The sequence below is a fragment of the Gilliamella sp. wkB292 genome (assembly GCF_001690235.1).
Lineage (GTDB): Bacteria > Pseudomonadota > Gammaproteobacteria > Enterobacterales > Orbaceae > Gilliamella > Gilliamella apicola_F.
In genome coordinates this window covers 16,513-42,864 of sequence record NZ_LZGO01000068.1, presented here as the reverse complement: position 1 = coordinate 42,864, position 26,352 = coordinate 16,513, and the positions used below count along the sequence as shown (strand labels likewise).

Sequence of the window (26,352 nt, the reverse complement as noted above, 5' to 3'; positions counted from 1 at the left end):
TATAGGTGGGAGTATCGTTTTAGGCATTAATTAACGTTTAATTATCTTAAAGCCATGATAAATTAAAATAGCTTTATTAATTTGCTAAATAACGACAAAGATAAGCTGTCGCCTCAACAACCTGAACATCAAATTTGCTTTCACCAGCAACATGAAAAACTTGTCCTGCTTGGAAAACTTGCCAATCATCGGCTGTAGGTAGTAACACCTTAAGCGAACCCGTTATAACTGTCATTTCTTCAGGATTGATAGTACTAAAAATATATTCGCCTGGTAACATTACACCAACAGAAGCAGAACCAGCTGAAGCATTTTCAAAACTAATTGATTTAACTTTACCATCAAAATATTCATTAACATTTAACATTGTGATACCTACCCGTTATTTTCTATATCATTAATTTAACTTATTGCAAACTTATGATTTAAGTCTACAAATTCTAATCATTATTCCCTAATACACTATAATTTACTGTCATATACAGTTAAGGTAAATAAAATTTTTACAAAGCCATATAAAATAACCAATTTAGCAATAACGTAAATTTTGATAAATTAATTTTTTTATAAAAACCTTATTTAGTTTCATCTTAATTAAACATGGTAATTTGTAATAAACTTAAGAAAATAGCATACAGATGGAGTTTTTTCCGTTAAAATCTATGCCAATTTGCGCAATACAAGTTTGTTGGAGAAAATATGAAAATAGCAAAAAATACGGTGGTTAGTTTAGCTTATCAAGTTAGAACAAAAGATGGGGTTTTAGTTGATGAAGCAACAGCGGCTGCACCACTTGAATATTTACAAGGTGCAGGAAACTTATTACAAGACCTTGAAAATGCTTTAGAAGGCCATCAAGTTGGTGATAAATTTGATGTTGAATTAGTTAACCCATATGGTGATTTTAACGATGCATTAGTACAAAACGTACCGCGTGACGTTTTTGTAGGCGTTGATGAATTAGAAGTTGGTATGCGTTTTTTTGCTGATACTGACCAAGGATCTTTACCTGTTGAAATTACTGCTATTGATGGCGATACCGTTACTATTGATGGTAATCATATGCTAGCAGGACAAGATCTAAAATTTAATGTTGAAGTCTTAGCTGTTCGTGAAGCAACAGAAGAAGAGATAGCTCATGGACACATTCACGGTGCACACGGGCACGACCATGGACATGGTGGTTGCGGTTGTGGTGGCCACGATGATGAAGATGAAGATACAGGTTGCTGTGGCGGTGGTCATGGTGGCTGTGGTTGTCATTAATTCACCGAACAAAATTCATTACAAAAGCGCCTATTGGCGCTTTTTTCTCGTAAAGTATTCATGTATTTTGTGATTAATTTCCCAATATTTTAAATTAGGTCTTTATGTTTCCTTATTTTTATCAATAATTTATTCTTATTTCGGAATAAATTATTAATTATGTCCTCATCCTCTGCAACATTAATGCCTCGTGAAAAACTATTACGTTTTGGGGTTGAAACATTAAGTGATGCTGAATTGCTCGCCTTATTTTTACGTACAGGTACGCGAAATATACCTGTTTTAGAATTATCACAAAAATTATTAAATGAATTTGGTTCTTTTTATAATTTAATTAATGCTAGTCACAGTGATTTTTGTAAAAAACATGGTTTAGGTACCGCTAAATACACACAACTAAAGGCAGTTGTCGAACTATCACATCGCTATCTCAAAGTTAAAATAATGAAAGAAAATTCCCTTACTTCACCTTCTTTAACCCATCATTATTTAGCAAGTCGATTAGCAAACAAAGATCGTGAAATTTTTATGGTGATTTTTTTAGATAACCAAAATCATGTAATTACAGCAGAAGAAATGTTTACTGGTACTTATAACTGTGTAGAAGTTCATCCACGCGAAATTGCTAGACAGGCATTACAGTATAATGCAGCTGCATTAATTTTAGCGCATAATCATCCTTCTGGTATTGCAGAGCCAAGTCAAGCCGATCGCATACTAACTAAAAAGATTGAACAAGTTTGTGAGTTGATTGATATTCGGATTCTTGATCATATTGTGATAGGAAAAGGAGAATATGTGTCATTTGCTGAGCGAGGATGGATTTAATAGCCATTTTTACTTACAATGTACATTTACCTACAGACTCTTATTAAAGATCTTATGAACCAACGATTAGAATTATTAGAAACCAAAGTAGCATTTCAAGATATGACCATTGAAGAACTCAATCAGATGGTCATGCATCTGCAAGCAGATATTAGCAAACTAAAAGAGCAATTAACACTTTTATCACAAAAAATACAGGCAAATCAATCATCTAATATTGCCAGTTTAGCAGAAGAAACACCACCCCCACATTATTAAACGGGCTTGAGATTAACCTATTTTTATTTAAGAACAATTAAAATTAATCAACAAAACAGACAGTAAACTTAATATATTTCAATTATGTGAAATTAATTGGAGTATCAACGGCTTTAGTATAGCTAAAAATATAACAACTATCTGTCAGACAAAATATCGAAAACAATAAACAATTCATTCCAATTATTTGTTTAAGAAAATTATCAAAGCAACCATTACGATAATGGTTGTCTAAACTCATCAAGTTTATTTATCAAAAATTAAGGTATAAGATCTAAATTCAGCTCAATAAAAAAACCGGCTTAATTGCCGGTTTTAGTTCTCAATGAGTTAAATTTTTTATTCAGCTGCTGCTTCTGCTTCTACTGCAGGGCGATCAACTAATTCAATATAAGCCATTGGTGCATTATCTCCATCGCGGAAACCACATTTTAAAATACGTACATAACCACCAGGACGGGTAGCAAAACGTGGACCTAAATCTGAAAATAATTTTTTCACTGTATCTTTATCACGGATACGAGCAAAAGCCAAACGGCGATTAGCTACGCTATCGCTTTTGGCTAGCGTAATTAACGGTTCAACAACACGACGCAACTCTTTTGCTTTAGGCAATGTAGTTTTGATGATTTCATGTTCAACAAGTGAACTAGTCATGTTACGAAACATTGCTTGACGATGGCTGCTATTTCGGTTCAGTTGACGACCACTTTTACGATGGCGCATAACTTTATCCTTCTTATATAAATTTTATCTTAGTCTTCAACAATACTTGCTGGTGGCCAATTCTCAAGACGCATGCCTAAAGATAAACCACGAGAAGCGAGCACATCCTTAATTTCAGTAAGTGATTTCTTACCAAGATTAGGGGTTTTAAGTAGCTCAACTTCGGTACGTTGTACTAAATCACCAATATAATGAACTGCTTCTGCTTTTAAGCAATTAGCAGACCGAACAGTTAATTCGAGATCATCTACTGGACGTAGAAGAATCGGATCAAATTCCGGTTTATCTTCTTTAACTTCAGGTTGACGTACATCACGTAAATCAACGAAAGCTTCAAGTTGTTCAGCCAAAATAGTTGATGCGCGACGAATAGATTCTTCTGGATCAATGGTACCATTGGTTTCCATATCGATAACTAATTTATCCAAATCAGTACGCTGTTCCACACGAGCAGCATCAACAGAATATGCAATGCGCTCAACTGGGCTATAACAAGCATCAACTAATAGACGACCAATTGGTCGCTCTTCATCTTCTGACTTAACGCGAGCAGAAGCAGGGACATAACCACGTCCTCGTTGTACACGAATACGCATACTAATTGAAGCATTGGCATCAGTAAGATGACAAATTACTAAATCAGGATTAACAATTTCAACATCACCATCATGAGTGATATCCGATGCAGTAACTGCACCAATACCTGATTTATTTAAAGTCAGCATAACATCATCTTTAGTATGTACACGTACTGCTAATTTTTTCAAATTAAGCAGAATATCAAGCACATCTTCTTGAACGCCTTCTTTAGTACTATACTCATGCAGAACACCGTCAATTTCAACTTCGGTCACTGCATATCCCGGCATAGATGATAATAAAATGCGGCGTAGTGCATTACCTAAAGTATGTCCAAAACCACGCTCAAGTGGCTCTAAAGTCACTTTTGCATGAGTTGGGCTGTATTGAACAACATCAACTAGGTGAGGTTTTAAAAACTCTGTTACAGAACCCTGCATTATGTCCTCTCTTAAGTGCTAAACTTTACTTAGAGTAAAGTTCGACGATCAAATGTTCGTTGATGTCAGCAGATAAATCTGAACGTTCTGGTAAGCGTTTGAACACACCTTCCATTTTGCTAGCATCAACTTCTAACCATGTTGGTTTTTCACGTTGTTCAGCTAACTCTAAAGCGGCTTTAATACGTGCTTGTTTTTTTGATTTTTCACGAACACTAATCACATCTTCAGGCGAAACTTGATAAGACGCAATGTTCACAACGTGACCATTAACAAGAACAGCTTTATGACTAACTAACTGACGAGCTTCAGCACGAGTTGCACCAAATCCCATACGATAAACAACGTTATCTAAACGACGTTCTAAAAGACCAAGTAGGTTTTCACCAGTATTGCCTTTAATACGCGCAGCATTTTTATAGTAATTACGGAATTGACGTTCTAAAATTCCATAAATACGTCTAACTTTTTGTTTTTCACGTAACTGAACACCATAATCGGATAAACGCGGTTTACGCGCACCATGTTGTCCAGGCGCTTGTTCTAACTTACATTTACTGTCAACCGCTCGGACACCAGATTTAAGGAATAAATCAGTACCTTCACGACGACTTAATTTGAGCTTTGGTCCCAAATATCTTGCCATTTTATTTCTCCAATAATCCTATAAACATTCGATGTTTAATAAATAATTAAACACGACGTTTCTTTGGTGGACGACAACCGTTATGAGGGATCGGAGTAACATCAGTAATGTTAGTGATACGATAACCCGCAGCATTTAATGCACGAATTGTTGACTCACGACCAGGACCAGGTCCTTTTACCATAACTTCTAGATTCTTAATTCCGTAGTCTTTTACGGCTTCTGCACAACGTTCTGCGGCCACTTGAGCTGCGAACGGAGTTGACTTACGAGAGCCACGGAAACCAGAACCACCAGCGGTTGCCCAACCCAACGCATTACCTTGACGATCGGTAATAGTTACGATTGTATTGTTAAATGATGCATGAATATGAGCTACACCATCAGAAACTTGTTTTTTAACACGTTTACGTGTACGAACAGGTGTCTTTGCCATTTATTATCACCTCAATTATTTCTTGATTGGCTTACGCGGGCCCTTACGGGTACGAGCGTTAGTCTTAGTGCGTTGACCACGAACAGGAAGTCCACGACGGTGACGCATGCCACGATAACAACCAAGGTCTAATAAACGCTTGATACTCATAGTTACTTCACGACGTAAATCACCTTCAACAGTAAATTTAGCGACTTGTTCACGTAACTTTTCAATCTGATCTTCAGATAGTTCTCTGATCTTTACATGTTCAGGAATACCGGCTTCAGCACAAATTGTCTTAGCGCGAGTATTACCGATTCCATAAATTGCTTGTAACGCAATTACGGCATGTTGTTGATCAGGAATGTTAATGCCTGCTATACGGGCCACTATGCACTCCTTTATTGTTAATGTTAGTAAACTTACTATACTGAAAAGCCCGTTTTCAGGATACTCAAACAGCAAGTTTACAAATAAATTTAGGCTGGCTATTCTAGCCAGCTTTACTATACTTTGGCAAGTAAAATATGCAAAAGTTCAACTTTACAGTTAAATAAAATTAACCTTGACGTTGTTTATGCTTACCTTCAATGCAAATAACACGAACGATGCCATTGCGTTTGATGATTTTACAATTTCTGCATAATTTCTTGACTGAAGCACGAACTTTCATTTTTTTCTCCGTAACTTCTGGCTAACTTATCGGCCATAGCCTTTAAGGTTCGCTTTCTTTAACACTGACTCATAACGATTTGGCATCATTAAAGTCTGTACTTGTGCCATAAAATCCATGATCACAACAACCACAATTAATAAAGAGGTCCCACCAAATTGGACAGGAACTTTCATTGCGCTTGTCATAAACATTGGTACCAAACATACAAAAGTAATGTAGATAGCGCCAATTAGCGTTAACCGTGTCATTACCTTGTCAATATACTTCGATGTTTGTTCACCTGGACGGATACCTGGAATAAATGCCCCAGATTTTTTTAACTGATCTGCTGTCTCTCTTGGGTTGAAAACCAACGCGGTATAGAAGAAACAGAAGAAAATAATCGCAGCTGCAAAAAAGATTATGTATAACGGTTGATCATGAGAAAAATATTGGCCTATAAGAACAATAATATATCTCCAACCTTCACCATCTCCTTGAAACCAAGAAGCCATCATAGATGGTAACATAACGATTGTTGAAGCAAATATTGCAGGAATTACACCTGCCATATTAATTTTTAATGGAAGGTGTGTACTTTGTGCGGCATACACACGACGACCTTGCTGACGCTGCGCATAGTTGACGACAATACGTCGTTGACCACGTTCAACAAACACAACAAAATAAGTCACACCAACTACTAATGCGGCGACTACTAGTAATAAAATTGGATGCAATGAACCAGAACGAGCTTGTTCAATTGTTTCATATATTGCATGGGGAAGACCTGCCACAATACCCGCAAAGATAATGATTGAAATACCATTACCTACACCGCGTTCCGTGATCTGTTCACCCAACCACATAAGAAACATAGTGCCAGTAACTAAGCTAACCGATGCAATAAAATAGAAAGAAAATCCTGGATTAATCACAACATGACCATAACCAGGAATATTCGGTAGACCAGTCGCAATACCAACTGCCTGTATAATCGCTAAAGCAAGTGTACCATAACGAGTGTATTGGCTAATTTTTTTACGACCTGATTCACCTTCTTTCTTCAATTCTGCGAGTTTAGGGCTAATAGCTGTTAATAACTGTACGATAATCGATGCAGAAATATACGGCATTATCCCTAATGCAAAAATTGAAGCACGGCTTAAAGCACCACCAGAGAACATATTGAACATACCGACAATACCATTAGATGATGCTTGTGCTAGTAAGTCCGATAACGCTTTAGTATCAATACCAGGAACCGGAATATAAGAACCAAGACGAAAAACAATAAGCGCTAAAAGCACAAATATTAAACGTCTTTTAAGCTCACCACTACCGCCTCGAGTACTTTGAAAATCTAATCCTGGTTGCTTTGCCATCTTTCTAATTATTCCTCAATTTTTCCGCCAGCAGCTTCAATTGCAGCTTTAGCACCTTTCGTTACTCGAATACCACGAACGGTAACTGGTTTAGTTACTTCACCAGATAACATGATTTTAGCATATTCGATTTGTGAATTAATCACATTTGCAACTTTTAAGCTATTTAAGTCAACAACATCACCTTCAACTTTCATTAAATCTGAAAGACGAACTTGCGCTGTTACCATAGCTTTACGTGAGGTAAAACCAAATTTTGGTAAACGACGATATAAAGGCATTTGACCACCTTCAAAGCCACGACGAACGCCGCCACCTGAACGAGATTTTTGACCTTTGATACCACGAGTACCCGTTTTACCTAATCCAGAACCGATTCCTCGACCTAGACGTTTTGGTGCATGCTTTGAACCTTCAGCAGGAGATAAAGTATTTAAACGCATTACTATTACTCCTCTACTTTAACCATGTAATAAACTTGGTTTACCATACCGCGAATCGCAGGAGTATCCTCACGCTCAACAGTATGACCAATACGACGTAATCCTAAACCTACTAACGTTGCTTTATGCTTCGGTAGACGACCAATAGAACTACGAGTTTGTGTAATTTTAATTGTCTTTGCCATGGCTAATTACCCCAAAATTTCTTCGACGGTTTTACCACGCTTAGCAGCAACCATTTCAGGTGATTTCATATTTTCTAAGCCATCAATCGTCGCACGAACCACGTTAATTGGGTTTGTAGAACCATATGCTTTAGCTAGAACGTTACGAACACCAGCAACTTCTAATACAGCACGCATTGCACCACCGGCGATAATACCAGTACCTTCTGATGCAGGTTGCATATAAACACGAGAACCTGTGTGAGCACCTTTAACCGGATGCTGTAAAGTATCGTTATTTAACGCAACATTAATCATATTACGACGTGCTTTTTCCATTGCTTTTTGGATTGCTGCTGGCACTTCACGTGCTTTACCATATCCAAAACCTACGCGGCCATTACCGTCACCAACAACAGTTAGTGCAGAAAAACTAAAAATACGACCACCTTTTACGGTTTTAGAAACTCGGTTAACTGCGATTAATTTTTCCTGCAGTTCACCAGCTTGTTTTTCGATGTTTGACATCTTTAACTCCTACCTTAGAACTGTAGGCCAGCTTCGCGAGCAGCATCTGCTAGCGCCTGAACTCGACCATGATATTGGAAACCTGAACGATCAAAAGAAACTTCTTTGATATCTTTCGCTAATGCACGCTCTGCAATTGCTTTACCAACTGCTGCTGCTGCATCTTTGTTTCCAGTGTATTTTAAACTTTCACTGATAGCTTTTTCTAATGTAGAAGCGGCTGCCAGTACTTCTGATCCGTTTGGTGCGATAATCTGCGCATAAATATGACGCGGAGTACGGTGAACCACTAAGCGAGTTGCAAGTAGTTCATGCATCTTACGACGCGCTTTAGTTGCACGACGGATACGAGCTGATTTCTTATCCATAGTGTTACCTTACTTTTTCTTAGCTTCTTTAGTACGCACAACTTCATCTGCGTAACGAACACCTTTACCTTTATAAGGTTCAGGACGACGATAAGCACGGATATCTGCTGCTACTTGTCCGATTAACTGTTTATCAGCACTTTTTAGTACGATTTCAGTTTGAGAAGGACATTCAGCCGTCACACCTGCAGGTAATTGATGTTCAATTGGATGTGAATATCCAAGAGATAGACCAATTGCATTACCTTTAACTTGTGCACGATAACCGACACCAACTAGCTGAAGTTTTTTAGTAAAACCTTCAGTAACACCAATAACCATTGAGTTAATCAATGCGCGCGCTGTACCTGCTTGAGCCCAAGCATTCGCAAAGCCGTCACGAGGGGCAAATTTAATTTGACCTTCTTCTTGATTAATAACAACAGCATTATTAATTGTACGAGATAACTCGCCATTTTTACCTTTAATCGTAATTACCTGACCATTGAGTTTTACCTCTACGCCAGCAGGAACAACGACAGGTGCTTTTGCAACACGAGACATTTTTTTCTCCCTTACGCTACGTAGCAGATAATTTCACCACCAAGACCTGCTTGGCGTGCTGCTCGATCAGTCATAACACCTTTAGAAGTAGAAACAACTGCGATACCTAGTCCTGCCATTACTTTTGGCAATTCGTCTTTACGTTTATAAATACGTAGACCTGGACGGCTAACACGTTTAATACTTTCTACAACAGCCTTACCTTGGAAATATTTTAAAGTGATTTCCAATTCTGGTTTAGTGTCACCAACTACTTTATAGTCCCCGATATAACCTTCTTCTTTTAGCACATTGGCAATTGCCACTTTTAGCTTAGAGGAAGGCATGGTGACTGCAACTTTATTCGCAGCTTGACCGTTACGAATGCGGGTCAACATATCTGCTATAGGATCTTGCATGCTCATCTATAACACTCCCCTGATTACCAACTTGCCTTTTTAAGACCTGGAATCTCACCACGCATGGCTGACTCACGGACCTTAATACGGCTTAAACCAAACTTACGAAGGACGCCATGAGGACGACCGGTTTGACGACAACGACGACGTTGACGTGATGGACTAGAATCACGAGGAAGCGTTTGCAATTTAAGCACTGCATTCCAACGATCTTCATCTGATGCATTAAGATCAGAGATAATCGCTTTTAATTCTTGACGCTTCGCAAAATATCTTTCTGCTAGCTTTACGCGTTTCTTATCGCGTTCAATCATTGATTGTTTAGCCATTATGCCCTACCTTACTTACGAAATGGGAAGTTAAAGGCAGATAATAAAGCTCGGCCTTCTTCATCTGATTGTGCACTTGTTGTGATAGTAATATCTAAACCACGAACACGATCAACTTTATCATAATCGATTTCAGGGAAAACGATTTGTTCTCGAATACCCATGCTATAATTGCCACGACCATCAAAAGATTTTGCGCTTAAACCACGAAAATCTCGAGTACGAGGAAGAGCAATATAAACTAGACGTTCAAAAAATTCCCACATACGTTCGCCACGTAAAGTGACTTTACAACCAATAGGATACCCTTGACGGATTTTAAAACCAGCAACTGATTTGCGTGCTTTAGTGACAAGTGGTTTTTGACCACTGATTGCTGCTAAGTCAGCAACCGCATTATCTAATAATTTCTTATCAGTAATTGCTTCACCCACACCCATATTCAAGGTGATCTTTTCGATCCGAGGGACTTGCATGACAGATTTGTAGCCAAACTGGTCTTGCAGTTTATTTACTACCTGTGCTTTGTAGTAATCATGCAGTTTCGCCATCGTACACTCCAAATTACTTAATTGATTAATTCATTAGTAGACTTATAAAAACGGACTTTTTTACCGTCTTCAAAACGAAAGCCTACGCGATCTGCTTTGCCTGTAGCTGGGTTAAAAATTGCTACGTTAGAAACATTAATAGCTGCTTCTTTCTCAACAATTCCACCATCTTGATTTAATGCAGGTACTGGTTTTTGGTGTTTTTTCACCAAATTGATACCTTCAACAATCACTTTGCCTGTAGACAAAACGCTTTTTACTTTACCGCGTTTACCTTTATCTTTACCGGTTAACACGATAACTTCATCTTCTCGACGGATTTTCGCTGCCATTACCCGCTCCTTACAGTACTTCTGGTGCTAATGAAATGATCTTCATAAACTTCTCAGAACGAAGTTCACGAGTGACCGGTCCAAAAATACGCGTACCAATCGGTTGCTCACTGTTATTATTTAAAATAACACACGCATTGCGATCGAAACGAATGACAGATCCATCAGGACGACGAACACCTTTTCTAGTGCGCACAACCACAGCTTTAAGTACATCACCTTTCTTTACTTTACCACGTGGAATTGCTTCTTTAATGGTAACTTTGATGATATCACCAACCGCTGCATAACGACGGTGCGATCCACCGAGAACCTTGATACACATTACACTACGTGCGCCAGAGTTATCGGCAACATCTAGCCTAGTCTGTTCTTGGATCATTTTAATGCTCCGTATAAATAAATTATTGTCTAATCTACCTTCATCCACCTCAACTACCATGGATAAGAATAGACAACCAAAAACCCACATATGTGAGGGCGCATAGTATAACACCACTCAAATAAAATGGATAGCATAAAATAAACGGCCGATGAGCCGTTTATTATATTATGTACAGTTTTTAATCGATTAGATTAACTAACTGCTTTTTCTACGATTCGAACAAGAGTCCAAGATTTGGTTTTTGATAATGGACGACACTCTTTAATTTCTACAGTATCACCAATACCACACTCATTGTTTTCATCATGTACATGCAATTTAGTCGTACGTTTAATGAACTTACCATATAACGGATGCTTCACTTTACGTTCAATAGCTACAGTAATAGATTTATCCATTTTGTCGCTAATAACACGACCTTGCTGAGTACGAATTTTTACTTCAGTAGTCATATTACGCACCCGCCTTCTCAGTTAATAATGTTTTAACTCGTGCAATATTACGACGCACTTGTTTTAACACATGAGTTTGTGTTAACTGACCCCCAGCTAATTGCATACGTAAGTTAAATTGCTCACGTAATAAATTAAGAAGTTCAGTATTTAACTCTTCAACGCTTTTTTCGCGTAGCTCTTTTGCTTTCATTTACATCACCGTCTTAATCACAAAGGTGGTTTTAATTGGCAGTTTTGCAGCTGCCAACGCAAATGCTTCACGAGCAACTTCTTCCGGTACTCCGTCCATTTCATAAAGGACTTTACCTGGTTGAATCTGTGCAACCCAGTATTCAACGTTACCCTTACCTTTACCCATACGCACTTCAAGTGGTTTTTCAGTAATTGGTTTATCAGGGAAAACTCGAATCCAGATTTTACCTTGACGCTTAACTGCACGAGTCATAGCACGACGTGCTGCTTCGATCTGGCGCGCAGTCAAACGACCACGACCCACAGCCTTAAGACCGAATGTACCGAAACTAACGTCAGTACTTACAGCAAGACCACGATTGCGGCCCTTGTGCACTTTACGGAATTTTGTACGCTTTGGTTGTAACATCAGCGACGCTCCTTATTGTTTTCGGCCTTTGCGCTGCTTTTTCGGTTGAGCAGCAGGTTGTTTTTCTGCTTGTTCAACGGCAGCCATACCACCAAGGATCTCACCTTTGAAGATCCACACTTTAACACCAATAATACCATAGGTAGTTAATGCTTCAGATGTACCATAATCGATATCAGCACGAAGAGTATGTAGAGGCACACGACCTTCACGATACCATTCACTACGTGCGATTTCAGCGCCGCCTAAACGACCACTTACTTCAACTTTGATACCCTTAGCACCCGCTTTCATTGCGTTTTGTACCGCACGTTTCATTGCACGACGGAACATAACACGGCGTTCTAACTGAGAAGTAATACTGTCAGCAACTAATTTAGCGTCAAGTTCAGGTTTACGAACTTCAGCTATATTAATTTGTACTGCAACATCACGTTTCTCTTTCTTGTCTTTATATTTATTGACAATAGAAGCTACGGCATTACGTAATTTTTCAACGTCCTCGCCTTTTTTACCAATCACAATACCCGGACGAGCAGTGTGAATAGTAATGCGAACGTTAGTTTCTGCTGAACGGTCGATTACAATCTTAGAGATTGATGCTTGTGCTAATTCTTTATTTAAGAATTCACGCACTCTAAAATCACTTTCTAAATTATCAGCGAATGTCTTTGTACCCGAATACCATGTAGATGTCCAAGGCTTGACGATGCCTAGTCGGATACCATTTGGATTTACTTTTTGACCCATTGCTATTCTCCAGCCTAGCGATCAGAGACGATCACGGTGATGTGACTCGTACGCTTCAAAATTCGATCTGCACGACCTTTTGCACGAGGCATAATACGCTTCATGGTTGGGCCTTCGTCTACGAAAATTTTCGCAACTTTCAGATCATCAATATCAGCACCATCGTTATGCTCTGCATTAGCAATAGCAGACTCTAATACTTTTTTAACCAGTACAGCCGCTTTTTTATTGGTGTACGTTAAAATATCCAGTGCCTGAGACACTTTCTTACCGCGAACAAGATCTGCAACTAAGCGAACTTTTTGTGCAGAAGAACGAGCGTGGCGGTACTTTGCAATTGTTTCCATCTCTTTCTCCTACTTATTTCTTCTTAGCTTTCTTATCAGCCGCGTGGCCGCGATAAGTACGAGTCGGCGCGAATTCACCCAATTTATGACCAACCATTTCGTCGGAAACATAAACTGGAACGTGCTGACGACCATTATGGACAGCGATGGTCAAACCGATCATGTTAGGAAAGATCGTTGAACGACGGGACCAAGTACGAATTGGTTTCTTGTCCCCGCTTTCCACCGCTTTCTCTACCTTCTTCAGCAAGTGTAGGTCAATAAAAGGACCCTTCTTGAGAGAACGTGGCATAGCTAATCCTCTATATTAATTATTTCTTATTGCGACGGCGAACAATATACTTATCAGTACGTTTGTTGCTACGCGTTTTCAATCCTTTGGCTTTTTGACCCCATGGAGACACAGGATGTTTACCAAAGTTACGACCTTCACCACCACCATGTGGATGGTCTACCGGGTTCATTGCTGTACCACGAACAGTAGGACGAACACCACGCCAACGCGAAGCACCCGCTTTACCTAGTACGCGAAGCATATGTTCTGAGTTACCCACTTCACCAATAGTGGCGCGGCAATCAGATAATACTTTACGCATTTCACCTGAACGTAGACGTAATGTTACATAAGCACCATCACGCGCAACGATTTGAACATAACTACCAGCAGAGCGAGCAAGTTGTCCGCCTTTGCCTGGTTTCATTTCAATATTATGCACGGTAGAACCGACTGGAATATTGCGCATTGGTAAACAGTTACCTGTTTTAATTGATGCATCAACACCAGATTGGATCTGATCACCTGCTTTTAAGCCTTTAGGCGCTAAAATATAACGACGTTCACCGTCTTTATATAGAACCAATGCAATATTTGCACTACGGTTCGGATCATATTCCAAACGTTCAACAACTGCTGGAATACCATCTTTATTACGCTTAAAGTCGACAATACGATAATGTTGTTTATGACCACCACCGATATGACGGGTAGTGATACGACCATTATTATTGCGACCACCAGTTTTGCTTTTTGAATCAAGCAACGGTGCATAAGGCTTACCTTTATGCAACTCTGGGTTAACCACTTTAACAACGTGGCGACGACCCGGAGATGTAGGTTTACACTTAACAACTGCCATTGTTCTTACTCCTCCGAATTACTCAGCGACGCCAGCAAGGTCTAAGTTTTGACCTTCTGCTAAAGTAACGTAAGCTTTTTTCCAGTCGCTACGGCGACCGATTTGTTGACCACGACGTTTTACTTTGCCTTTAACAACAAGCGTATTTACGTCATCTACTTTAACTTCAAATAGTTGTTCAACTGCGGCTTTAATCTCTCTCTTAGTAGCATCTTTAGCAACTTTCAATACTAATGTATTTGTTTTTTCCATTGAAATAGATGCTTTTTCAGAAACATGTGGTGCTCGCAGGACTTTAAGCAGACGCTCTTCACGAATCATGCTAACATCTCCTCTACTTGTTTAACGGCATCAACAGTGATAACCACTTTGTCAAATGCAATCAAACTAACTGGATCAATACCTGCCACATCACGCACATCAACTTTATGCAAGTTACGTGCTGCTAAGAAAAGATTTTCATCAACGTCAGAGGTAATGATTAGAACATCATTAAGATTCATATCATTTAATTTCTGAGTTAATAATTTAGTCTTAGGTGCTTCAACAGTAAATGTTTCAACCACAACTAAACGTTCTTGACGCACTAATTCAGAGAAAATACTCTTTAATGCACCACGATACATTTTACGGTTAACTTTTTGGCTATGATCTTGTGGTTTTGCTGCAAATGTTACACCACCACTACGCCAGATTGGGCTCTTAATAGAACCTGAACGAGCACGACCTGTGCCTTTTTGACGCCATGGTTTTTTGCCTGAACCAGCGATTTCTGCACGAGTTTTTTGTGCGCGAGAGCCTTGACGAGCAGCAGATGCATAAGCAACAACTACTTGATGAACTAACGCTTCATTAAACTCACGTCCGAAGGTAGTTTCGGAAACAGAAAGCGCTTGCGCGTCTTTTACTACTAATTCCATCTCTATCTCCTCGACGTTAAGCCTTGATTGCTGGTTTAACAATTACGTCACTATTGATTGCGCCAGGAACCGCACCTTTAATTAATAAAAGGTTACGCTCTGCATCAACACGTACAATATCTAAGTTTTGAACAGTTACACGTTCATTACCTAGGTGACCTGCCATTTTACGACCTTTGAACACTTTACCTGGAGTTTGGTTTTGACCAATTGAGCCATGACCACGGTGTGCCAAAGAGTTACCATGGGTTGCATCTTGAGTACGGAAATTCCAACGTTTAGTTACGCCAGCAAAACCTTTACCTTTAGATGTACCAGTAACATCAACTTTTTTAACGTCTGTGAAAATATCAACGTTAATACTTTGACCTACAGCAAATTCTCCTTCTTCAAAACGGAATTCCCATAGACCACGACCAGCTTCAACGCCAGCCTTAGCGAAATGACCTGCTTCAGGTTTGTTTACACGGCTTGCTTTTTTGCTGCCAGTAGTAACCTGAATAGCTTGATAACCATCATTTTCAAGCGTTTTTACTTGAGTAATGCGGTTACTTTGAACTTCAACTACGGTGACAGGAATAGAAACACCCTCTTCGGTGAAGATTCGTGTCATTCCTACTTTACGACCGATTAAACCAATCATTGTTTCGACCTCTCAATCATTCAGCCTAGGATTAACCTAAACTGATCTGCACATCAACACCGGCAGCAAGATCTAGACGCATTAAAGCATCAACTGTTTTTTCAGTTGGCTCAACAATATCAACTAGACGTTTGTGAGTGCGAATCTCATATTGATCACGCGCGTCTTTATTAACGTGCGGAGAAATCAATACGGTAAAACGCTCTTTGCGTGTCGGTAATGGAATAGGACCACGAACTTGTGCGCCTGTGCGCTTCGCAGTTTCTACAATTTCAGCAGTTGATTGATCTATCAAACGATGATCAAACGCTTTTAACCGGATACGGATTCTTTGGTTCGACATGAGACCAGAGCTCCACTATTTAAAAGTTATAACAAAAGACTACTCCTCTTACCCTGTTTCGATTGACAGGAGAGTGTAATCCGTTCTTTTTCGTAACCCCCAAATCGGGAGTATTGTTGATATAATTCAATATTATTAAATAAGGATTATATCTTCATACGCATTTGCTTATCAAAAATTCAACAAACAAAGTGCGTCAATTATACGTAAATAATTAACTAATGCAAGGAGTAATTAATAAAGAGTGAGGATAATGACTTTAACAAATCAAACAAATATTTTTAGCGCTACAGGTACTAAAGCGATAATACCTAAAGGAAGTGCATTAAATAAATATAGCAATCCTTCCCTTAGACTAAAAATTTAATAGTAATTATTTAATATGGCAATAATTTACTGCTATTTCTGATGCTAATTTAGCATTATTAAAGACGAGATTGATATTGGCTTCTAAACTATCACCGCCTGTTATTTCTACCACTTTGGCTAACAAGAATGGCGTAGTTTCTTTACCTTTAATCCCTTTCTCAACCGATTCTTGTAACGCTTTTTCAATCGCAACGGAAATAATTTGCTCATCCATTGCATATTGTTCAGGAATAGGATTTGCAACCACAACGCCACCCTTTAAACCTAAATCCCATTTAACTTTAATCATGTCGGCAATTTGTTTAGCGCTATCTAGTTTTACGCTAACATCAAACGGACTAGTTCGGCTAAAGAACGACGGCAGTTTTTCTGTTTGATAACCAACCACAGGTACCCCATATGTTTCAAGGTATTCCATTGTTAGACCTAAATCTAAAATTGATTTAGCACCAGCACAAACTACAGCGACACTGGTATTAGCGAGTTCTTGAAGATCGGCTGAAATATCAAAGGTATGCTCAGCACCGCGATGAACGCCACCAAGCCCGCCGGTTGCAAAAACTCGAATACCCGCTAATTCAGCAATAATCATTGTGGCCGCAACGGTTGTCGCACCATTTTGTTTATTGGCAACAACAACCGGTAAATCACGACGACTCACTTTTGTTACATTTAACCCTTCTTTACCAAGAATGGTGATCTCTTCTTTGGATAACCCAGCTTTTAAACGACCGTTAATTACCGCAATTGTTGCAGGAATTGCACCATTTTTTCTGACAATTTCTTCCACTTTTAATGCGGTTTCCACATTTTGCGGATAAGGCATACCATGTGAAATAATGGTCGATTCTAAAGCAACAACGGGTTGATTATTTTCAAGCGCTTGTTTAACTTCTGGCGAAATATCGAGATATTGATTATAGGTAGATACATTATTCATGAAACAGACTCCAATATATTTTTAACACAATTAATAGATAGATTTGGATTATTGGTAAATTCAGATGATAACGTTAAAGATGAGCACGCTTGAGCAAATCTCACACTTTGATAAAAACTCATATTATCCAAATAGCCATGAGCAAGACCAGCAATCATCGCATCACCTGCACCTGTAACGCTAATAATTGTTGTAGGAATAGAGGCAGACCAACCCTGCTCACCATTGATTTCGCTGTAATAAACACCTTCAGCACCCGTACTGATCGCTATACGCTGCACGCCTTGTTTATGGAACCAATCAATAACAGCTGGTATGTCTTTATCGCTATTAATTTTTATGCCACTTAACATTTCAGCTTCAAGGCGGTTAGGTTTTAAAGTATGAATATGTGATAACCAATCTTTTATTTTATGCGATTTAAAAGCCGAAACGGTATCAACAAAGATAGGAACTGAACCTGCGTTACTGAATAACCAAGCCAAAGCCTCTGATTGTAAATTACAGTCAATAATTAATAATTTTGCATGTTGAATCAATTGTTTTGACTCATTTAATAAACTTGGCGTTAACTTATCAATAATGTCCATGTCGTTGATAGCTAGAATCATTTCACCTGCTTCATCTAATAAGGAAAGATAAGTTGAAGTACTATCACCTTTTACAACGTGGCAATGATCCATATTAACGCCAGCTTTTCGCGTGTGCTCAATCAATTGCATACCATAAAAATCATCACCGATCATTGAGACCAGATGAGTATCTTGTCCCAATAATGCTAAATTTTCAGCAATATTACGACCGACACCACCAGGTGTACAAGCAATTTTGCCTGGATTTGAATCACCATAAACTAATTTCTTGTCTGAATATCCAGTCACATCCATATTGCTCGAACCAACCACCACAATATGATTATTTTCCGATAGAATATAACCTTTTCCTTTTATATAGCCTTTTTGAGTCAGCGTCATAATATAACCTGCAACACTCGAACGAGTGATACCTAACATGTCAGCTATTGTATGTTGTTGGATAAGCGGATTATTACGGATAATTGTTAAGATTTGCTTTTCTCTATGATTCATAAACACCTGTTTGTTTTTCAGCACATGTCTATAAATCAACTATATCAAAACGATAATCAAGTTAATAGTAAAGTATTATTATTGATAAGAAAAATGTGACAATAATCACAAAGATATCAAAATCAAAGGGAAATAGAAAAAATTAAAATCTCAAAAAATAAGTAAATAGGCGTCGCCATAAAGGCGACTGATTAATGATCTTCTTTAGCGTGGTTAAGACTATATCTTGGGATTTCAACCTCAAGATCTTCATCGGTCACTCGAGCTTGGCAACTTAAGCGACTATGCGGTTCAACACCCCAAGCTTTGTCTAACATATCGTCTTCTTGTTCATCGCTTTCTTCGAGTGAATCAAATCCTTTTCGAACAATACAGTGACAAGTCGAACAAGCACAAGACATCTCACAAGCATGCTCAATTTCTATATCATTACGTAAAGCAACTTCTAGAATAGATTCGCCTTCTTCTGCTTCGACAGTTAATCCATCAGGACAAAGATCGGCATTAGGTAAAAAAGTAATTTTTGGCATAATAATCTCGTTAGTTAAATATCATCAACTTTATGACCAGTTAAAGCATGACGAATTGATCTATCCATTCGCTTAGCAGCAAACTCCTGTGTTACTTTATCAACAACTTTTATTTGTTTTTCAATCGCATAACTGTCATCTAATTCAGTTACTGCTTGTAATTGATGCTTAGCTGCTAAAATCTGGTCCAGTTCATTTTCACTTAATAAATCGGCATCCTTATCTAATGCACTTTGCAAACTCTCAAGTACTCTTGCGGCTTCAACTTTTTGTTCAGCGAGCATCCTTGCTTGTTTATCTTGCTGTGCATAGCTAATAGAATCTTGAATCATGGACGCGATTTCTTTATCTGTTAGACCATAAGATGGCTTAACTTGAATCGCCGCTTCAACACCTGTTGATTTCTCTTTTGCAGTAACACTTAATAAACCATCTGCATCGACTTGAAAGGTAACTCGAATATGCGCTCCACCTGCTGGCATAGGAGGAATACCCCTTAACGTAAATCTTGCAAGTGATCGGCAATCAGCAACAGTTTCACGTTCACCTTGTAAAACATGAATCATCATCGCCGTTTGTCCGTCTTTAAAGGTTGTGAATTCTTGCGCCCTCGCACAAGGAATGGTGCTATTACGTGGAATAATTTTTTCAACCAATTCACCCATTGTTTCTATCCCTAAAGACAAGGGAATAACATCAAGCAATAACATGTCGGAATCTGACTTATTGCCAACGAGTATATCCGCCTGTATTGCTGCACCAATAGCAACAACTTTATCTGGGTCAATCGAAGTTAGTGGTTCAGTTTTAAAATAATCGCCGACAAGTTCACGAACTAACGGTACGCGAGTAGAACCACCGACCATCACAACGTCAACGATATCACTTACATCAGTCTGAGCATCTTTTAGTGCACGGCGACAAACCGCCAATGTGCGTTTGACTAACGGTTCAATTAACGTTTCAAATTGCTCACGCGTTATAGTTAAAGATTGACCTTCTATATTAGCTAAAACTGAATCTTGCTGGCTCAGTGCAATTTTGATTTTAACCGCTTCATCGATAATTTTTTGGTTGATATGGGGATCAGTGTTATTTTCTAGACCGACTTGTTTTTTTAAATAATCTGCAAGTAATCGGTCAAAATCATCACCACCAAGTGCGGAATCACCGCCCGTTGCTAATACTTCAAACACCCCTTTATGTAAGCGCAAGATAGAAATATCAAACGTACCACCACCTAAATCATAAACCGCAATCACACCTTCTTTACCTGAATCTAAACCATAAGCAATCGCGGCGGCGGTTGGTTCATTCAAAAGACGAAGTACATGCAATCCAGCTAACTTTGCAGCATCTTTGGTTGCTTGCCGCTGAGCATCATCAAAATAGGCCGGAACGGTAATCACAGCGCCATCAATTTCACTTTGTAATGTCTGTTTTGCTCTATTGGCTAAAGCAATTAAAATTTCGGCTGAAACTTGAATCGGATTAACTTGGCCATTGGGTAGATTTAATAAAGGTACGCCATTTTCAGTTTGTGAAAATGCGTAGGGAAAATGAGAAAATTGAATATCGGATAAACTTCTGCCCATTAATCTTTTAACAGAACTTACTGTATTTTTGGGATCACTGGCAGCATTATCTTTAGCATTCTTTCCAACGGTAATAATTGGATTATCATCATGATCGATGCCATAATGAACAACTGATGGCAATAAAGCATTACCGTCTAAATCAGGTAATACTTCGGATTGTCCACTACGAACTGTTGCGACGAGTGAATTTGTAGTACCAAGATCAATGCCTACCGCCACACGACGTTGATGGGGTTCTGGTGTTTGTCCTGGTTCGCTGATCTGTAATAATACCATTTAATCTATCTCTGTTGACGTGCGACTAATCTTAAAATTATAAAGCAAATTGCTTTTCTTGTAACTTCTCGATTTGTTCAATCAATCTAGTGAGATAACGGATTTTATAGAGTTGATTAACTGCAGTTTGCCAATCTTGTTTAGAAATGAGCGCTAATAATTGATTATAAACTGTTTTTTCACGTTCAATAATTTCTGCATGAAAATCATCTAACAAGGTAAAATTAGCTTGATTTTCAATGTCATCAAGCCTTTCACGCAAAGAAAATTGTTCCATTAAAAAATCGGCATCATGAATAATGCTCTGTTCTGCTGCAATATCAAAACCTTGTAACGATAAAAAATATTCAGCCGCTTTGATCGGATTTTTTAATATTTGATAACCATCATTAATTTTAGCCGATTTTTGTACAACAGCCGATTTTTCACTGTCATTTGCGGTCGCAAAATTATCTGGGTGATATTGTCTTTGCAACTGTTGATAATGAAGCGCTAACTGTTTTGAATCAACCGGCAACTGTACAGGTAACTGAAATAACTCAAAGTAATTATCCATAATGATAGCTCCAACTAGACATTAAAGCTTTCGCCACAACCGCATTCATTCTTAGAATTAGGATTATTGAATTTAAAGCCTTCGTTTAGACCCTCTTTGACAAAATCAAGCTCTGTCCCATCAATATAAACTAAACTTTTTTTATCTACGATCACTTTGACATTTTTATCTTCAAAAACGCTATCATCGTCATTAATCACATCAGCAAATTCCAAGACATAAGCCATACCTGAACAACCGGATGTTTTTACACCTAACCTAAGCCCAACACCTTTTCCGCGATTAGCCAAAAAGGATTGAACTCGATTTGCTGCACTTGTTGTTAATGTGATTGCCATTAACCTTGCCCTTTCTTAGTTTTATAGTCATCAATTGCGGCTTTAATTGCATCTTCGGCTAAAATTGAACAGTGAATTTTAACAGGTGGCAATGCAAGCTCTTTTGCGATATCAGTATTTTTAATCGCCTGCGCTTCATCTAACGATTTACCTTTAATCCATTCGGTGACTAAAGAGCTGGATGCTATTGCACTACCACAACCATAAGTTTTGAATTTAGCATCTTCAATAATACCAGCATCATTCACTTTGATTTGTAATCGCATTACATCGCCACACGCTGGCGCACCAACCATACCGCTACCAACATTAGGATCATTTTGATCGAAAGAGCCAACATTGCGTGGGTTTTCATAATGATCAACGACTTTTTCACTATATGCCATAATTTGCTCCTAATTTTAATGGGCTGACCACTTAATTTTTGTTAGATCAACGCCATCTTTAAACATTTCCCAAAGTGGCGATAAATCTCTCAATTTGCCAATAGAATTTTTGATTAGTTTAATTACATAATCCACTTCTTCTTCAGTGCTAAAACGGCCTAATGAAAAACGGATTGAACTATGAGCCAGTTCATCATTTAATCCTAATGCACGCAAAACATATGAAGGTTCTAAACTAGCTGAAGTACAAGCAGAGCCAGATGAAACAGCTAAATCTTTTAAAGCCATCATCAATGATTCGCCTTCAATATAAGCAAAGCTAACATTTAAGATATTGGGTGCACTGTGCTCTAACGAACCATTTAAGTAAACCTCTTCAATATCTTTTAAACCATTCCATAGGCGGTTTTTAAGTGCTAATAGTCGCGGCATTTCAGTAGCCATTTCTTCTTTGGCTATGCGATAGGCTTCGCCCATCCCAACAATTTGATGCACAGGTAACGTGCCTGAGCGCATACCACGTTCATGACCACCACCATGCATTTGTGCTTCGATACGAACACGAGGTTTACGTCTTACATAAAGCCCACCAATGCCTTTAGGACCATAAATTTTATGTCCAGAAAATGACATAAGATCCACTTTTAACTTTGTTAAATCAATCGGTAATTTACCGACACTTTGCGTTGCATCAACATGAAATACAATGCCTCTTTCACGGCACATTTCACCGATTTTTTCGATATCTTGAACCACGCCTGTTTCATTATTAACGTGCATAATTGATACAACAGTAGTATCACTACGCATTGCAGCTGCAAGCTTATCTAAATCCAATATTCCATTAGATTCAGGGGCCAAATAAGTTACTTCATAGCCTTCTCGTTCAAGTTGACGGCAGGTATCAAGTACGGCTTTATGTTCAGTTTTACAGGTAATGATATGTTTACCTTTGGCTTGATTAAAATGGGCAGCCCCTTTAATAGCTAAATTATCGGCTTCTGTAGCGCCAGAGGTAAACACAATTTCTCGTGAATCTGCACCAATTAGATCAGCAATCTGGTTTCTAGCAATATCTACCGCTTCTTCGGCCTGCCATCCAAATTTATGAGATCGAGATGCCGGATTACCAAATATACCGTCGAGTGTTAGATATTGCATCATTTTTTCAGCTACTCTAGGATCAACCGGCGTTGTCGCTGCATAATCCATATAAATAGGTAGTTTCATTTATTACTCCCAATTACAAATTCTGTATTATATATTTATTAGTTAATCCTAACTTGCTGTATGTGACTTTGACGGTCTGCTACCGCTTTAACTTCCTTATTATTCACTAATTCACTTAGTGTAATGCTTGTTAAAAAGTCATCAATGCGTTCACTTAAATCATTCCATAAACTATGAGTTAAACATCTAACACCACCTTGGCAGCCATTTTGGCCGTGGCATTTTGTGGCGTGAACTGTTTCATCTACAGCTTTAACAATCGAACTAATTGCAATTTGATCCATACTTCGACTTAGCACGTAACCACCACCTGGTCCTCTAACACTTAGTACTAAGCCATTTTTACGTAAACGCGCAAACAATTGTTCAAGATAAGATAATGAGATTTCCTGACGTTCTGAAATATCAGCAAGTGAAACCGGACCAGAGCTTGAATGTAGTGCTACATCCAACATTGCTGTTACCGCATATCGCCCCTTTGAAGTCAATTTCATTGATCATCTCCTCTTTATATTTTGGATGTATTGTATATATCCTTTTAGTTTAGTCAAGTATTTAGTTGACTATTTTACTAGGAATTAAATATACGTTGCTTATCGACGAATAACGCTAAAATATGCTAATCTAATAAGCTAATTTGCTACCGGAGTTAAAGGATGAGTTTAGTATTGCGTTCTTTTTTATTGATAACTTTACTAATAGCCAATAGCACTTTTGCAAGCAATGCTCAGACTAACTTGCGCGCTAGCTATCAAAAATGGACCAATTCTTATCAATCATTAAGTTTTGAAGAACAACAAGCTTTGCTAAACGAGTTAAAAACTTATCCCCTTTATCCTTATGCTGCTGTACAATTTTTGCAAAGTAATATTAAAGTTGTTTCACCAGAATTAGTCAGAAATTTCATCACGCAATATAATGATTTTCCGTTAACTTCTTCATTGATACAAGCTTACTTGGCAGAATTGACGAATCGTCAAGATTGGGACACGATTGTCAATTTTCCACAAGATGGGTCTCCTGCAGCAAATTGCCGAAATCTCTATGCCCAATTACAACAAAATAGTAATAATGAGTCGATTTACAATGAAGTTGAATCATTATGGATGACAGGCAAAGAACTGCCTTCAGCCTGTGACTCGCTAATTAATGCATGGTCACAAACCGGTAAACAGACCGGAAATATGATATTATTACGCATTGAACTCGCCCTTGAGTCCAACAACATAAAACTGGCACGATATTTAGCGAACACACTGGATAATAGTTATCAAACCACAAAAAGTCATTTACTTGCTCTATTTGATAATCCACAAAAATTAAGTGAATTTTCCAAAAATATCACAGCGAGTAAATTTACTAAAAAAATTGTTCTTGCTTCCTTTGCACGTTTAGCGAAAGCTGATATGAATTTGGCCGAAGCAATTTTACCAAAACTTATTGAGCAACAAGCATTAACTGAAGAAGAGCAAATTGTTCTACAAAAAAGCTTGGCTGATCGTTTCTTTAATGATTCAGCAACGCAGCAACAAATTGAGTGGCGTGATAATTTTATTGCCAAAACACATGACACGCCATTAGTTGAAAAACGTATCCGTGTCGCGATTGATAACAACGATTTTAAAGATATTGCTTATTGGTTAACACAGCTTGATCCAAAAGATCAATTGAAAGACGATTGGCAATATTGGCAAGCACGCGTGCTACTTAACAATAATCAACGTGAACAAGCCCATACCATTTTACAAACATTAAGCAATAATCGAGGCTTTTACGGTATGATTAGTGCACAAACACTTAATCAACCTTATATACTTGTCAATTTATCGCAAGACCTTTCAGCAGCTGAACGTAGCAAATTAAATACTCAATATGATAGTCAAGCATTTATTAAAAGAATTAATGAATTGCGTTTTTTAGGCATGATATCGGAATCAAATCGTGAATGGCGATATGTATTAAGGAATCAACCTAATAATGATTATTTACAGTTAGCCAGATACGCTTACCAAAAAGGATGGGGCGATCTCAGTATCCAAGCAACAATCTCAGGAAAACTATGGGATAATTGGACAGAAAGGCTCCCAATTATGTATCAAAACTTATATAACAATGCATTAAAAGACAAAGTTATACCGCTTTCTTACGCATTAGCTATCTCGCGCCAAGAAAGCGCACTTGATACCACAATACAATCTCCCGTCGGTGCAAGTGGTTTAATGCAACTTATGCCGGCAACAGCTAAAGATACAGCTAAAAAAATGGGTTATGTAACCTATAACTCCCCTGCTCAATTATTTGATCCCGAAATCAATATACAACTTGGAACTTACTATCTAAATAGCGTATATCTACAAAATAATAATAATCGTATTTTATCCTCTAGTGCTTATAATGCCGGCCCTAATCGTGTAAAAAAATGGCTTAATAAAAGTGGCGGCAAACTTGATGCTGTCTCATTTATTGATAGTATCCCTTTTACCGAAACCCGTAATTACGTGAAAAATGTATTAACTTATGATTACATTTACAAAACCATTTTAAAGCAAGAAAACGTAGGGATTTTAACTACAATTGAATTTAACCAACAATATTAATGACGAA

The 26,352-nt window shown here is 38.2% G+C and carries 42 protein-coding genes; 4 read left to right on the top strand and 38 right to left on the bottom strand.

The genetic code is table 11. The features are described 5' to 3' along the window. Positions 1-76: 76 nt before the first annotated feature. The gene (gene ppnP / locus A9G09_RS08840) at positions 77-367 is read right to left on the bottom strand and encodes a pyrimidine/purine nucleoside phosphorylase (RefSeq protein ID WP_065634467.1); all 291 of its coding nucleotides are present in this window, start codon (positions 365-367) and stop codon (positions 77-79) included. Positions 368-699: 332 nt separating this feature from the next. Here ppnP and slyD point away from each other — a divergent pair, with 332 nt between their 5' ends. The 3 genes from slyD to A9G09_RS08825 all read left to right on the top strand — a co-directional run bounded on the left by slyD (position 700) and on the right by A9G09_RS08825 (position 2,352). Further along, entirely contained in the window at positions 700-1,266 is a 567-nt protein-coding gene (slyD, locus tag A9G09_RS08835) for a peptidylprolyl isomerase (protein ID WP_065634466.1), read from the top strand. 159 nt (positions 1,267-1,425) lie between these two features. Further along, the gene (gene radC / locus A9G09_RS08830) at positions 1,426-2,094 is read left to right on the top strand and encodes a DNA repair protein RadC (protein ID WP_065634465.1); all 669 of its coding nucleotides are present in this window, start codon (positions 1,426-1,428) and stop codon (positions 2,092-2,094) included. A 54-nt stretch (positions 2,095-2,148) separates the two neighbouring features. Further along, positions 2,149-2,352: a SlyX family protein gene (locus A9G09_RS08825; protein ID WP_218056878.1), complete on the top strand. Its 204-nt coding sequence runs from the start codon at positions 2,149-2,151 to the stop codon at positions 2,350-2,352. 339 nt (positions 2,353-2,691) lie between these two features. Here the strand turns inward: A9G09_RS08825 and rplQ are convergent, their stop codons facing one another. The 37 genes from rplQ to iscR all read right to left on the bottom strand — a co-directional run bounded on the left by rplQ (position 2,692) and on the right by iscR (position 24,242). Next, positions 2,692-3,078 carry a 50S ribosomal protein L17 gene (rplQ, locus tag A9G09_RS08820; protein WP_034884211.1) on the bottom strand — a complete coding sequence of 129 codons (387 nt, stop codon included), beginning with the start codon at positions 3,076-3,078 and terminating at the stop codon, positions 2,692-2,694. Between the two features lie 29 nt (positions 3,079-3,107). After that, positions 3,108-4,097: a DNA-directed RNA polymerase subunit alpha gene (gene rpoA, locus A9G09_RS08815; RefSeq protein WP_065634463.1), complete on the bottom strand. Its 990-nt coding sequence runs from the start codon at positions 4,095-4,097 to the stop codon at positions 3,108-3,110. 25 nt (positions 4,098-4,122) lie between these two features. Beyond that, entirely contained in the window at positions 4,123-4,743 is a 621-nt protein-coding gene (rpsD, locus tag A9G09_RS08810; RefSeq protein WP_065558591.1) for a 30S ribosomal protein S4, read from the bottom strand. A gap of 46 nt (positions 4,744-4,789) precedes the next feature. Continuing rightward, positions 4,790-5,179, bottom strand: coding sequence for a 30S ribosomal protein S11 (gene rpsK / locus A9G09_RS08805; RefSeq protein WP_034948028.1), 390 nt, complete (start codon positions 5,177-5,179; stop codon positions 4,790-4,792). Between the two features lie 15 nt (positions 5,180-5,194). Further along, positions 5,195-5,551: a 30S ribosomal protein S13 gene (gene rpsM, locus A9G09_RS08800; RefSeq protein ID WP_025314404.1), complete on the bottom strand. Its 357-nt coding sequence runs from the start codon at positions 5,549-5,551 to the stop codon at positions 5,195-5,197. A gap of 169 nt (positions 5,552-5,720) precedes the next feature. Continuing rightward, the gene (gene rpmJ, locus A9G09_RS08795) at positions 5,721-5,834 is read right to left on the bottom strand and encodes a 50S ribosomal protein L36 (RefSeq protein WP_034884218.1); all 114 of its coding nucleotides are present in this window, start codon (positions 5,832-5,834) and stop codon (positions 5,721-5,723) included. Between the two features lie 26 nt (positions 5,835-5,860). Next, complete coding sequence (secY, locus tag A9G09_RS08790; protein WP_065634462.1) at positions 5,861-7,201, bottom strand: preprotein translocase subunit SecY; 1,341 nt, start codon at positions 7,199-7,201, stop codon at positions 5,861-5,863. 8 nt (positions 7,202-7,209) lie between these two features. Further along, the gene (gene rplO, locus A9G09_RS08785) at positions 7,210-7,644 is read right to left on the bottom strand and encodes a 50S ribosomal protein L15 (protein WP_065634461.1); all 435 of its coding nucleotides are present in this window, start codon (positions 7,642-7,644) and stop codon (positions 7,210-7,212) included. A 5-nt stretch (positions 7,645-7,649) separates the two neighbouring features. After that, positions 7,650-7,829 (bottom strand): 50S ribosomal protein L30, encoded by a 180-nt coding sequence (gene rpmD / locus A9G09_RS08780; protein WP_025314400.1) that lies wholly within the window; start codon positions 7,827-7,829, stop codon positions 7,650-7,652. A 6-nt stretch (positions 7,830-7,835) separates the two neighbouring features. Then, the gene (gene rpsE / locus A9G09_RS08775; protein WP_025314399.1) at positions 7,836-8,336 is read right to left on the bottom strand and encodes a 30S ribosomal protein S5; all 501 of its coding nucleotides are present in this window, start codon (positions 8,334-8,336) and stop codon (positions 7,836-7,838) included. Positions 8,337-8,350: 14 nt separating this feature from the next. Continuing rightward, positions 8,351-8,704: a 50S ribosomal protein L18 gene (rplR, locus tag A9G09_RS08770; RefSeq protein ID WP_025314398.1), complete on the bottom strand. Its 354-nt coding sequence runs from the start codon at positions 8,702-8,704 to the stop codon at positions 8,351-8,353. 9 nt (positions 8,705-8,713) lie between these two features. Next, a complete protein-coding gene (gene rplF / locus A9G09_RS08765) occupies positions 8,714-9,247 on the bottom strand; it encodes a 50S ribosomal protein L6 (protein ID WP_065634460.1) in 534 nt (177 codons plus the stop codon). Positions 9,248-9,258: 11 nt separating this feature from the next. Then, positions 9,259-9,651 carry a 30S ribosomal protein S8 gene (rpsH, locus tag A9G09_RS08760; protein ID WP_034902370.1) on the bottom strand — a complete coding sequence of 131 codons (393 nt, stop codon included), beginning with the start codon at positions 9,649-9,651 and terminating at the stop codon, positions 9,259-9,261. A gap of 17 nt (positions 9,652-9,668) precedes the next feature. Next, positions 9,669-9,974, bottom strand: a complete 306-nt coding sequence (gene rpsN / locus A9G09_RS08755; protein WP_065634459.1) for a 30S ribosomal protein S14 — start codon at positions 9,972-9,974, stop codon at positions 9,669-9,671. Positions 9,975-9,985: 11 nt separating this feature from the next. Then, the gene (rplE, locus tag A9G09_RS08750) at positions 9,986-10,525 is read right to left on the bottom strand and encodes a 50S ribosomal protein L5 (protein WP_065634458.1); all 540 of its coding nucleotides are present in this window, start codon (positions 10,523-10,525) and stop codon (positions 9,986-9,988) included. A 17-nt stretch (positions 10,526-10,542) separates the two neighbouring features. Beyond that, entirely contained in the window at positions 10,543-10,857 is a 315-nt protein-coding gene (gene rplX, locus A9G09_RS08745) for a 50S ribosomal protein L24 (RefSeq protein ID WP_065634457.1), read from the bottom strand. A gap of 10 nt (positions 10,858-10,867) precedes the next feature. Further along, positions 10,868-11,239 (bottom strand): 50S ribosomal protein L14, encoded by a 372-nt coding sequence (gene rplN / locus A9G09_RS08740; protein WP_025314392.1) that lies wholly within the window; start codon positions 11,237-11,239, stop codon positions 10,868-10,870. 194 nt (positions 11,240-11,433) lie between these two features. Then, positions 11,434-11,694 (bottom strand): 30S ribosomal protein S17, encoded by a 261-nt coding sequence (gene rpsQ, locus A9G09_RS08735; protein ID WP_025314391.1) that lies wholly within the window; start codon positions 11,692-11,694, stop codon positions 11,434-11,436. Between the two features lies 1 nt (position 11,695). Beyond that, positions 11,696-11,887 carry a 50S ribosomal protein L29 gene (gene rpmC / locus A9G09_RS08730; RefSeq protein ID WP_065634456.1) on the bottom strand — a complete coding sequence of 64 codons (192 nt, stop codon included), beginning with the start codon at positions 11,885-11,887 and terminating at the stop codon, positions 11,696-11,698. Continuing rightward, on the bottom strand, positions 11,888-12,298 hold the full coding sequence (gene rplP, locus A9G09_RS08725) for a 50S ribosomal protein L16 (RefSeq protein ID WP_025314389.1): 411 nt from the start codon (positions 12,296-12,298) through the stop codon (positions 11,888-11,890). A gap of 12 nt (positions 12,299-12,310) precedes the next feature. Continuing rightward, entirely contained in the window at positions 12,311-13,048 is a 738-nt protein-coding gene (gene rpsC, locus A9G09_RS08720) for a 30S ribosomal protein S3 (RefSeq protein WP_065634455.1), read from the bottom strand. A 14-nt stretch (positions 13,049-13,062) separates the two neighbouring features. Continuing rightward, a complete protein-coding gene (rplV, locus tag A9G09_RS08715; RefSeq protein WP_034884235.1) occupies positions 13,063-13,395 on the bottom strand; it encodes a 50S ribosomal protein L22 in 333 nt (110 codons plus the stop codon). Between the two features lie 13 nt (positions 13,396-13,408). Further along, a complete protein-coding gene (rpsS, locus tag A9G09_RS08710) occupies positions 13,409-13,687 on the bottom strand; it encodes a 30S ribosomal protein S19 (protein ID WP_024496505.1) in 279 nt (92 codons plus the stop codon). Positions 13,688-13,706: 19 nt separating this feature from the next. After that, the gene (gene rplB / locus A9G09_RS08705; RefSeq protein WP_065562943.1) at positions 13,707-14,531 is read right to left on the bottom strand and encodes a 50S ribosomal protein L2; all 825 of its coding nucleotides are present in this window, start codon (positions 14,529-14,531) and stop codon (positions 13,707-13,709) included. A gap of 18 nt (positions 14,532-14,549) precedes the next feature. Then, entirely contained in the window at positions 14,550-14,852 is a 303-nt protein-coding gene (gene rplW / locus A9G09_RS08700; protein WP_034885052.1) for a 50S ribosomal protein L23, read from the bottom strand. Then, positions 14,849-15,451: a 50S ribosomal protein L4 gene (gene rplD / locus A9G09_RS08695; protein ID WP_025314384.1), complete on the bottom strand. Its 603-nt coding sequence runs from the start codon at positions 15,449-15,451 to the stop codon at positions 14,849-14,851. The genes rplW and rplD overlap by 4 nt, the downstream gene beginning before the upstream one ends. A gap of 16 nt (positions 15,452-15,467) precedes the next feature. Further along, positions 15,468-16,094, bottom strand: a complete 627-nt coding sequence (gene rplC / locus A9G09_RS08690) for a 50S ribosomal protein L3 (RefSeq protein WP_065634454.1) — start codon at positions 16,092-16,094, stop codon at positions 15,468-15,470. A 31-nt stretch (positions 16,095-16,125) separates the two neighbouring features. After that, positions 16,126-16,437: a 30S ribosomal protein S10 gene (gene rpsJ / locus A9G09_RS08685; RefSeq protein WP_006120582.1), complete on the bottom strand. Its 312-nt coding sequence runs from the start codon at positions 16,435-16,437 to the stop codon at positions 16,126-16,128. 373 nt (positions 16,438-16,810) lie between these two features. Beyond that, the gene (locus A9G09_RS08680; protein WP_065634453.1) at positions 16,811-17,746 is read right to left on the bottom strand and encodes a pseudouridine-5'-phosphate glycosidase; all 936 of its coding nucleotides are present in this window, start codon (positions 17,744-17,746) and stop codon (positions 16,811-16,813) included. Then, on the bottom strand, positions 17,743-18,834 hold the full coding sequence (locus tag A9G09_RS08675) for a PfkB family carbohydrate kinase (protein ID WP_065634452.1): 1,092 nt from the start codon (positions 18,832-18,834) through the stop codon (positions 17,743-17,745). Before A9G09_RS08675 ends, A9G09_RS08680 begins: the two co-directional genes overlap by 4 nt. A gap of 191 nt (positions 18,835-19,025) precedes the next feature. Further along, positions 19,026-19,364: an ISC system 2Fe-2S type ferredoxin gene (gene fdx / locus A9G09_RS08670; protein WP_065634451.1), complete on the bottom strand. Its 339-nt coding sequence runs from the start codon at positions 19,362-19,364 to the stop codon at positions 19,026-19,028. A 14-nt stretch (positions 19,365-19,378) separates the two neighbouring features. Continuing rightward, entirely contained in the window at positions 19,379-21,238 is a 1,860-nt protein-coding gene (gene hscA / locus A9G09_RS08665; protein ID WP_065634450.1) for a Fe-S protein assembly chaperone HscA, read from the bottom strand. 37 nt (positions 21,239-21,275) lie between these two features. Then, the gene (gene hscB, locus A9G09_RS08660) at positions 21,276-21,794 is read right to left on the bottom strand and encodes a Fe-S protein assembly co-chaperone HscB (RefSeq protein WP_065634449.1); all 519 of its coding nucleotides are present in this window, start codon (positions 21,792-21,794) and stop codon (positions 21,276-21,278) included. 14 nt (positions 21,795-21,808) lie between these two features. Continuing rightward, the gene (gene iscA / locus A9G09_RS08655) at positions 21,809-22,132 is read right to left on the bottom strand and encodes an iron-sulfur cluster assembly protein IscA (protein ID WP_065634448.1); all 324 of its coding nucleotides are present in this window, start codon (positions 22,130-22,132) and stop codon (positions 21,809-21,811) included. Next, positions 22,132-22,518, bottom strand: a complete 387-nt coding sequence (gene iscU, locus A9G09_RS08650) for a Fe-S cluster assembly scaffold IscU (protein WP_065634447.1) — start codon at positions 22,516-22,518, stop codon at positions 22,132-22,134. Before iscU ends, iscA begins: the two co-directional genes overlap by 1 nt. Before the next feature lie 15 nt (positions 22,519-22,533). Beyond that, positions 22,534-23,748, bottom strand: a complete 1,215-nt coding sequence (locus A9G09_RS08645) for an IscS subfamily cysteine desulfurase (RefSeq protein ID WP_065634446.1) — start codon at positions 23,746-23,748, stop codon at positions 22,534-22,536. 38 nt (positions 23,749-23,786) lie between these two features. Then, on the bottom strand, positions 23,787-24,242 hold the full coding sequence (gene iscR / locus A9G09_RS08640; protein ID WP_065634445.1) for a Fe-S cluster assembly transcriptional regulator IscR: 456 nt from the start codon (positions 24,240-24,242) through the stop codon (positions 23,787-23,789). Between the two features lie 162 nt (positions 24,243-24,404). On the opposite strand from iscR, the gene sltY reads away from it, so the two are divergent. Further along, positions 24,405-26,345, top strand: coding sequence for a murein transglycosylase (sltY, locus tag A9G09_RS08635; RefSeq protein WP_065634444.1), 1,941 nt, complete (start codon positions 24,405-24,407; stop codon positions 26,343-26,345). Positions 26,346-26,352: the final 7 nt, after the last annotated feature.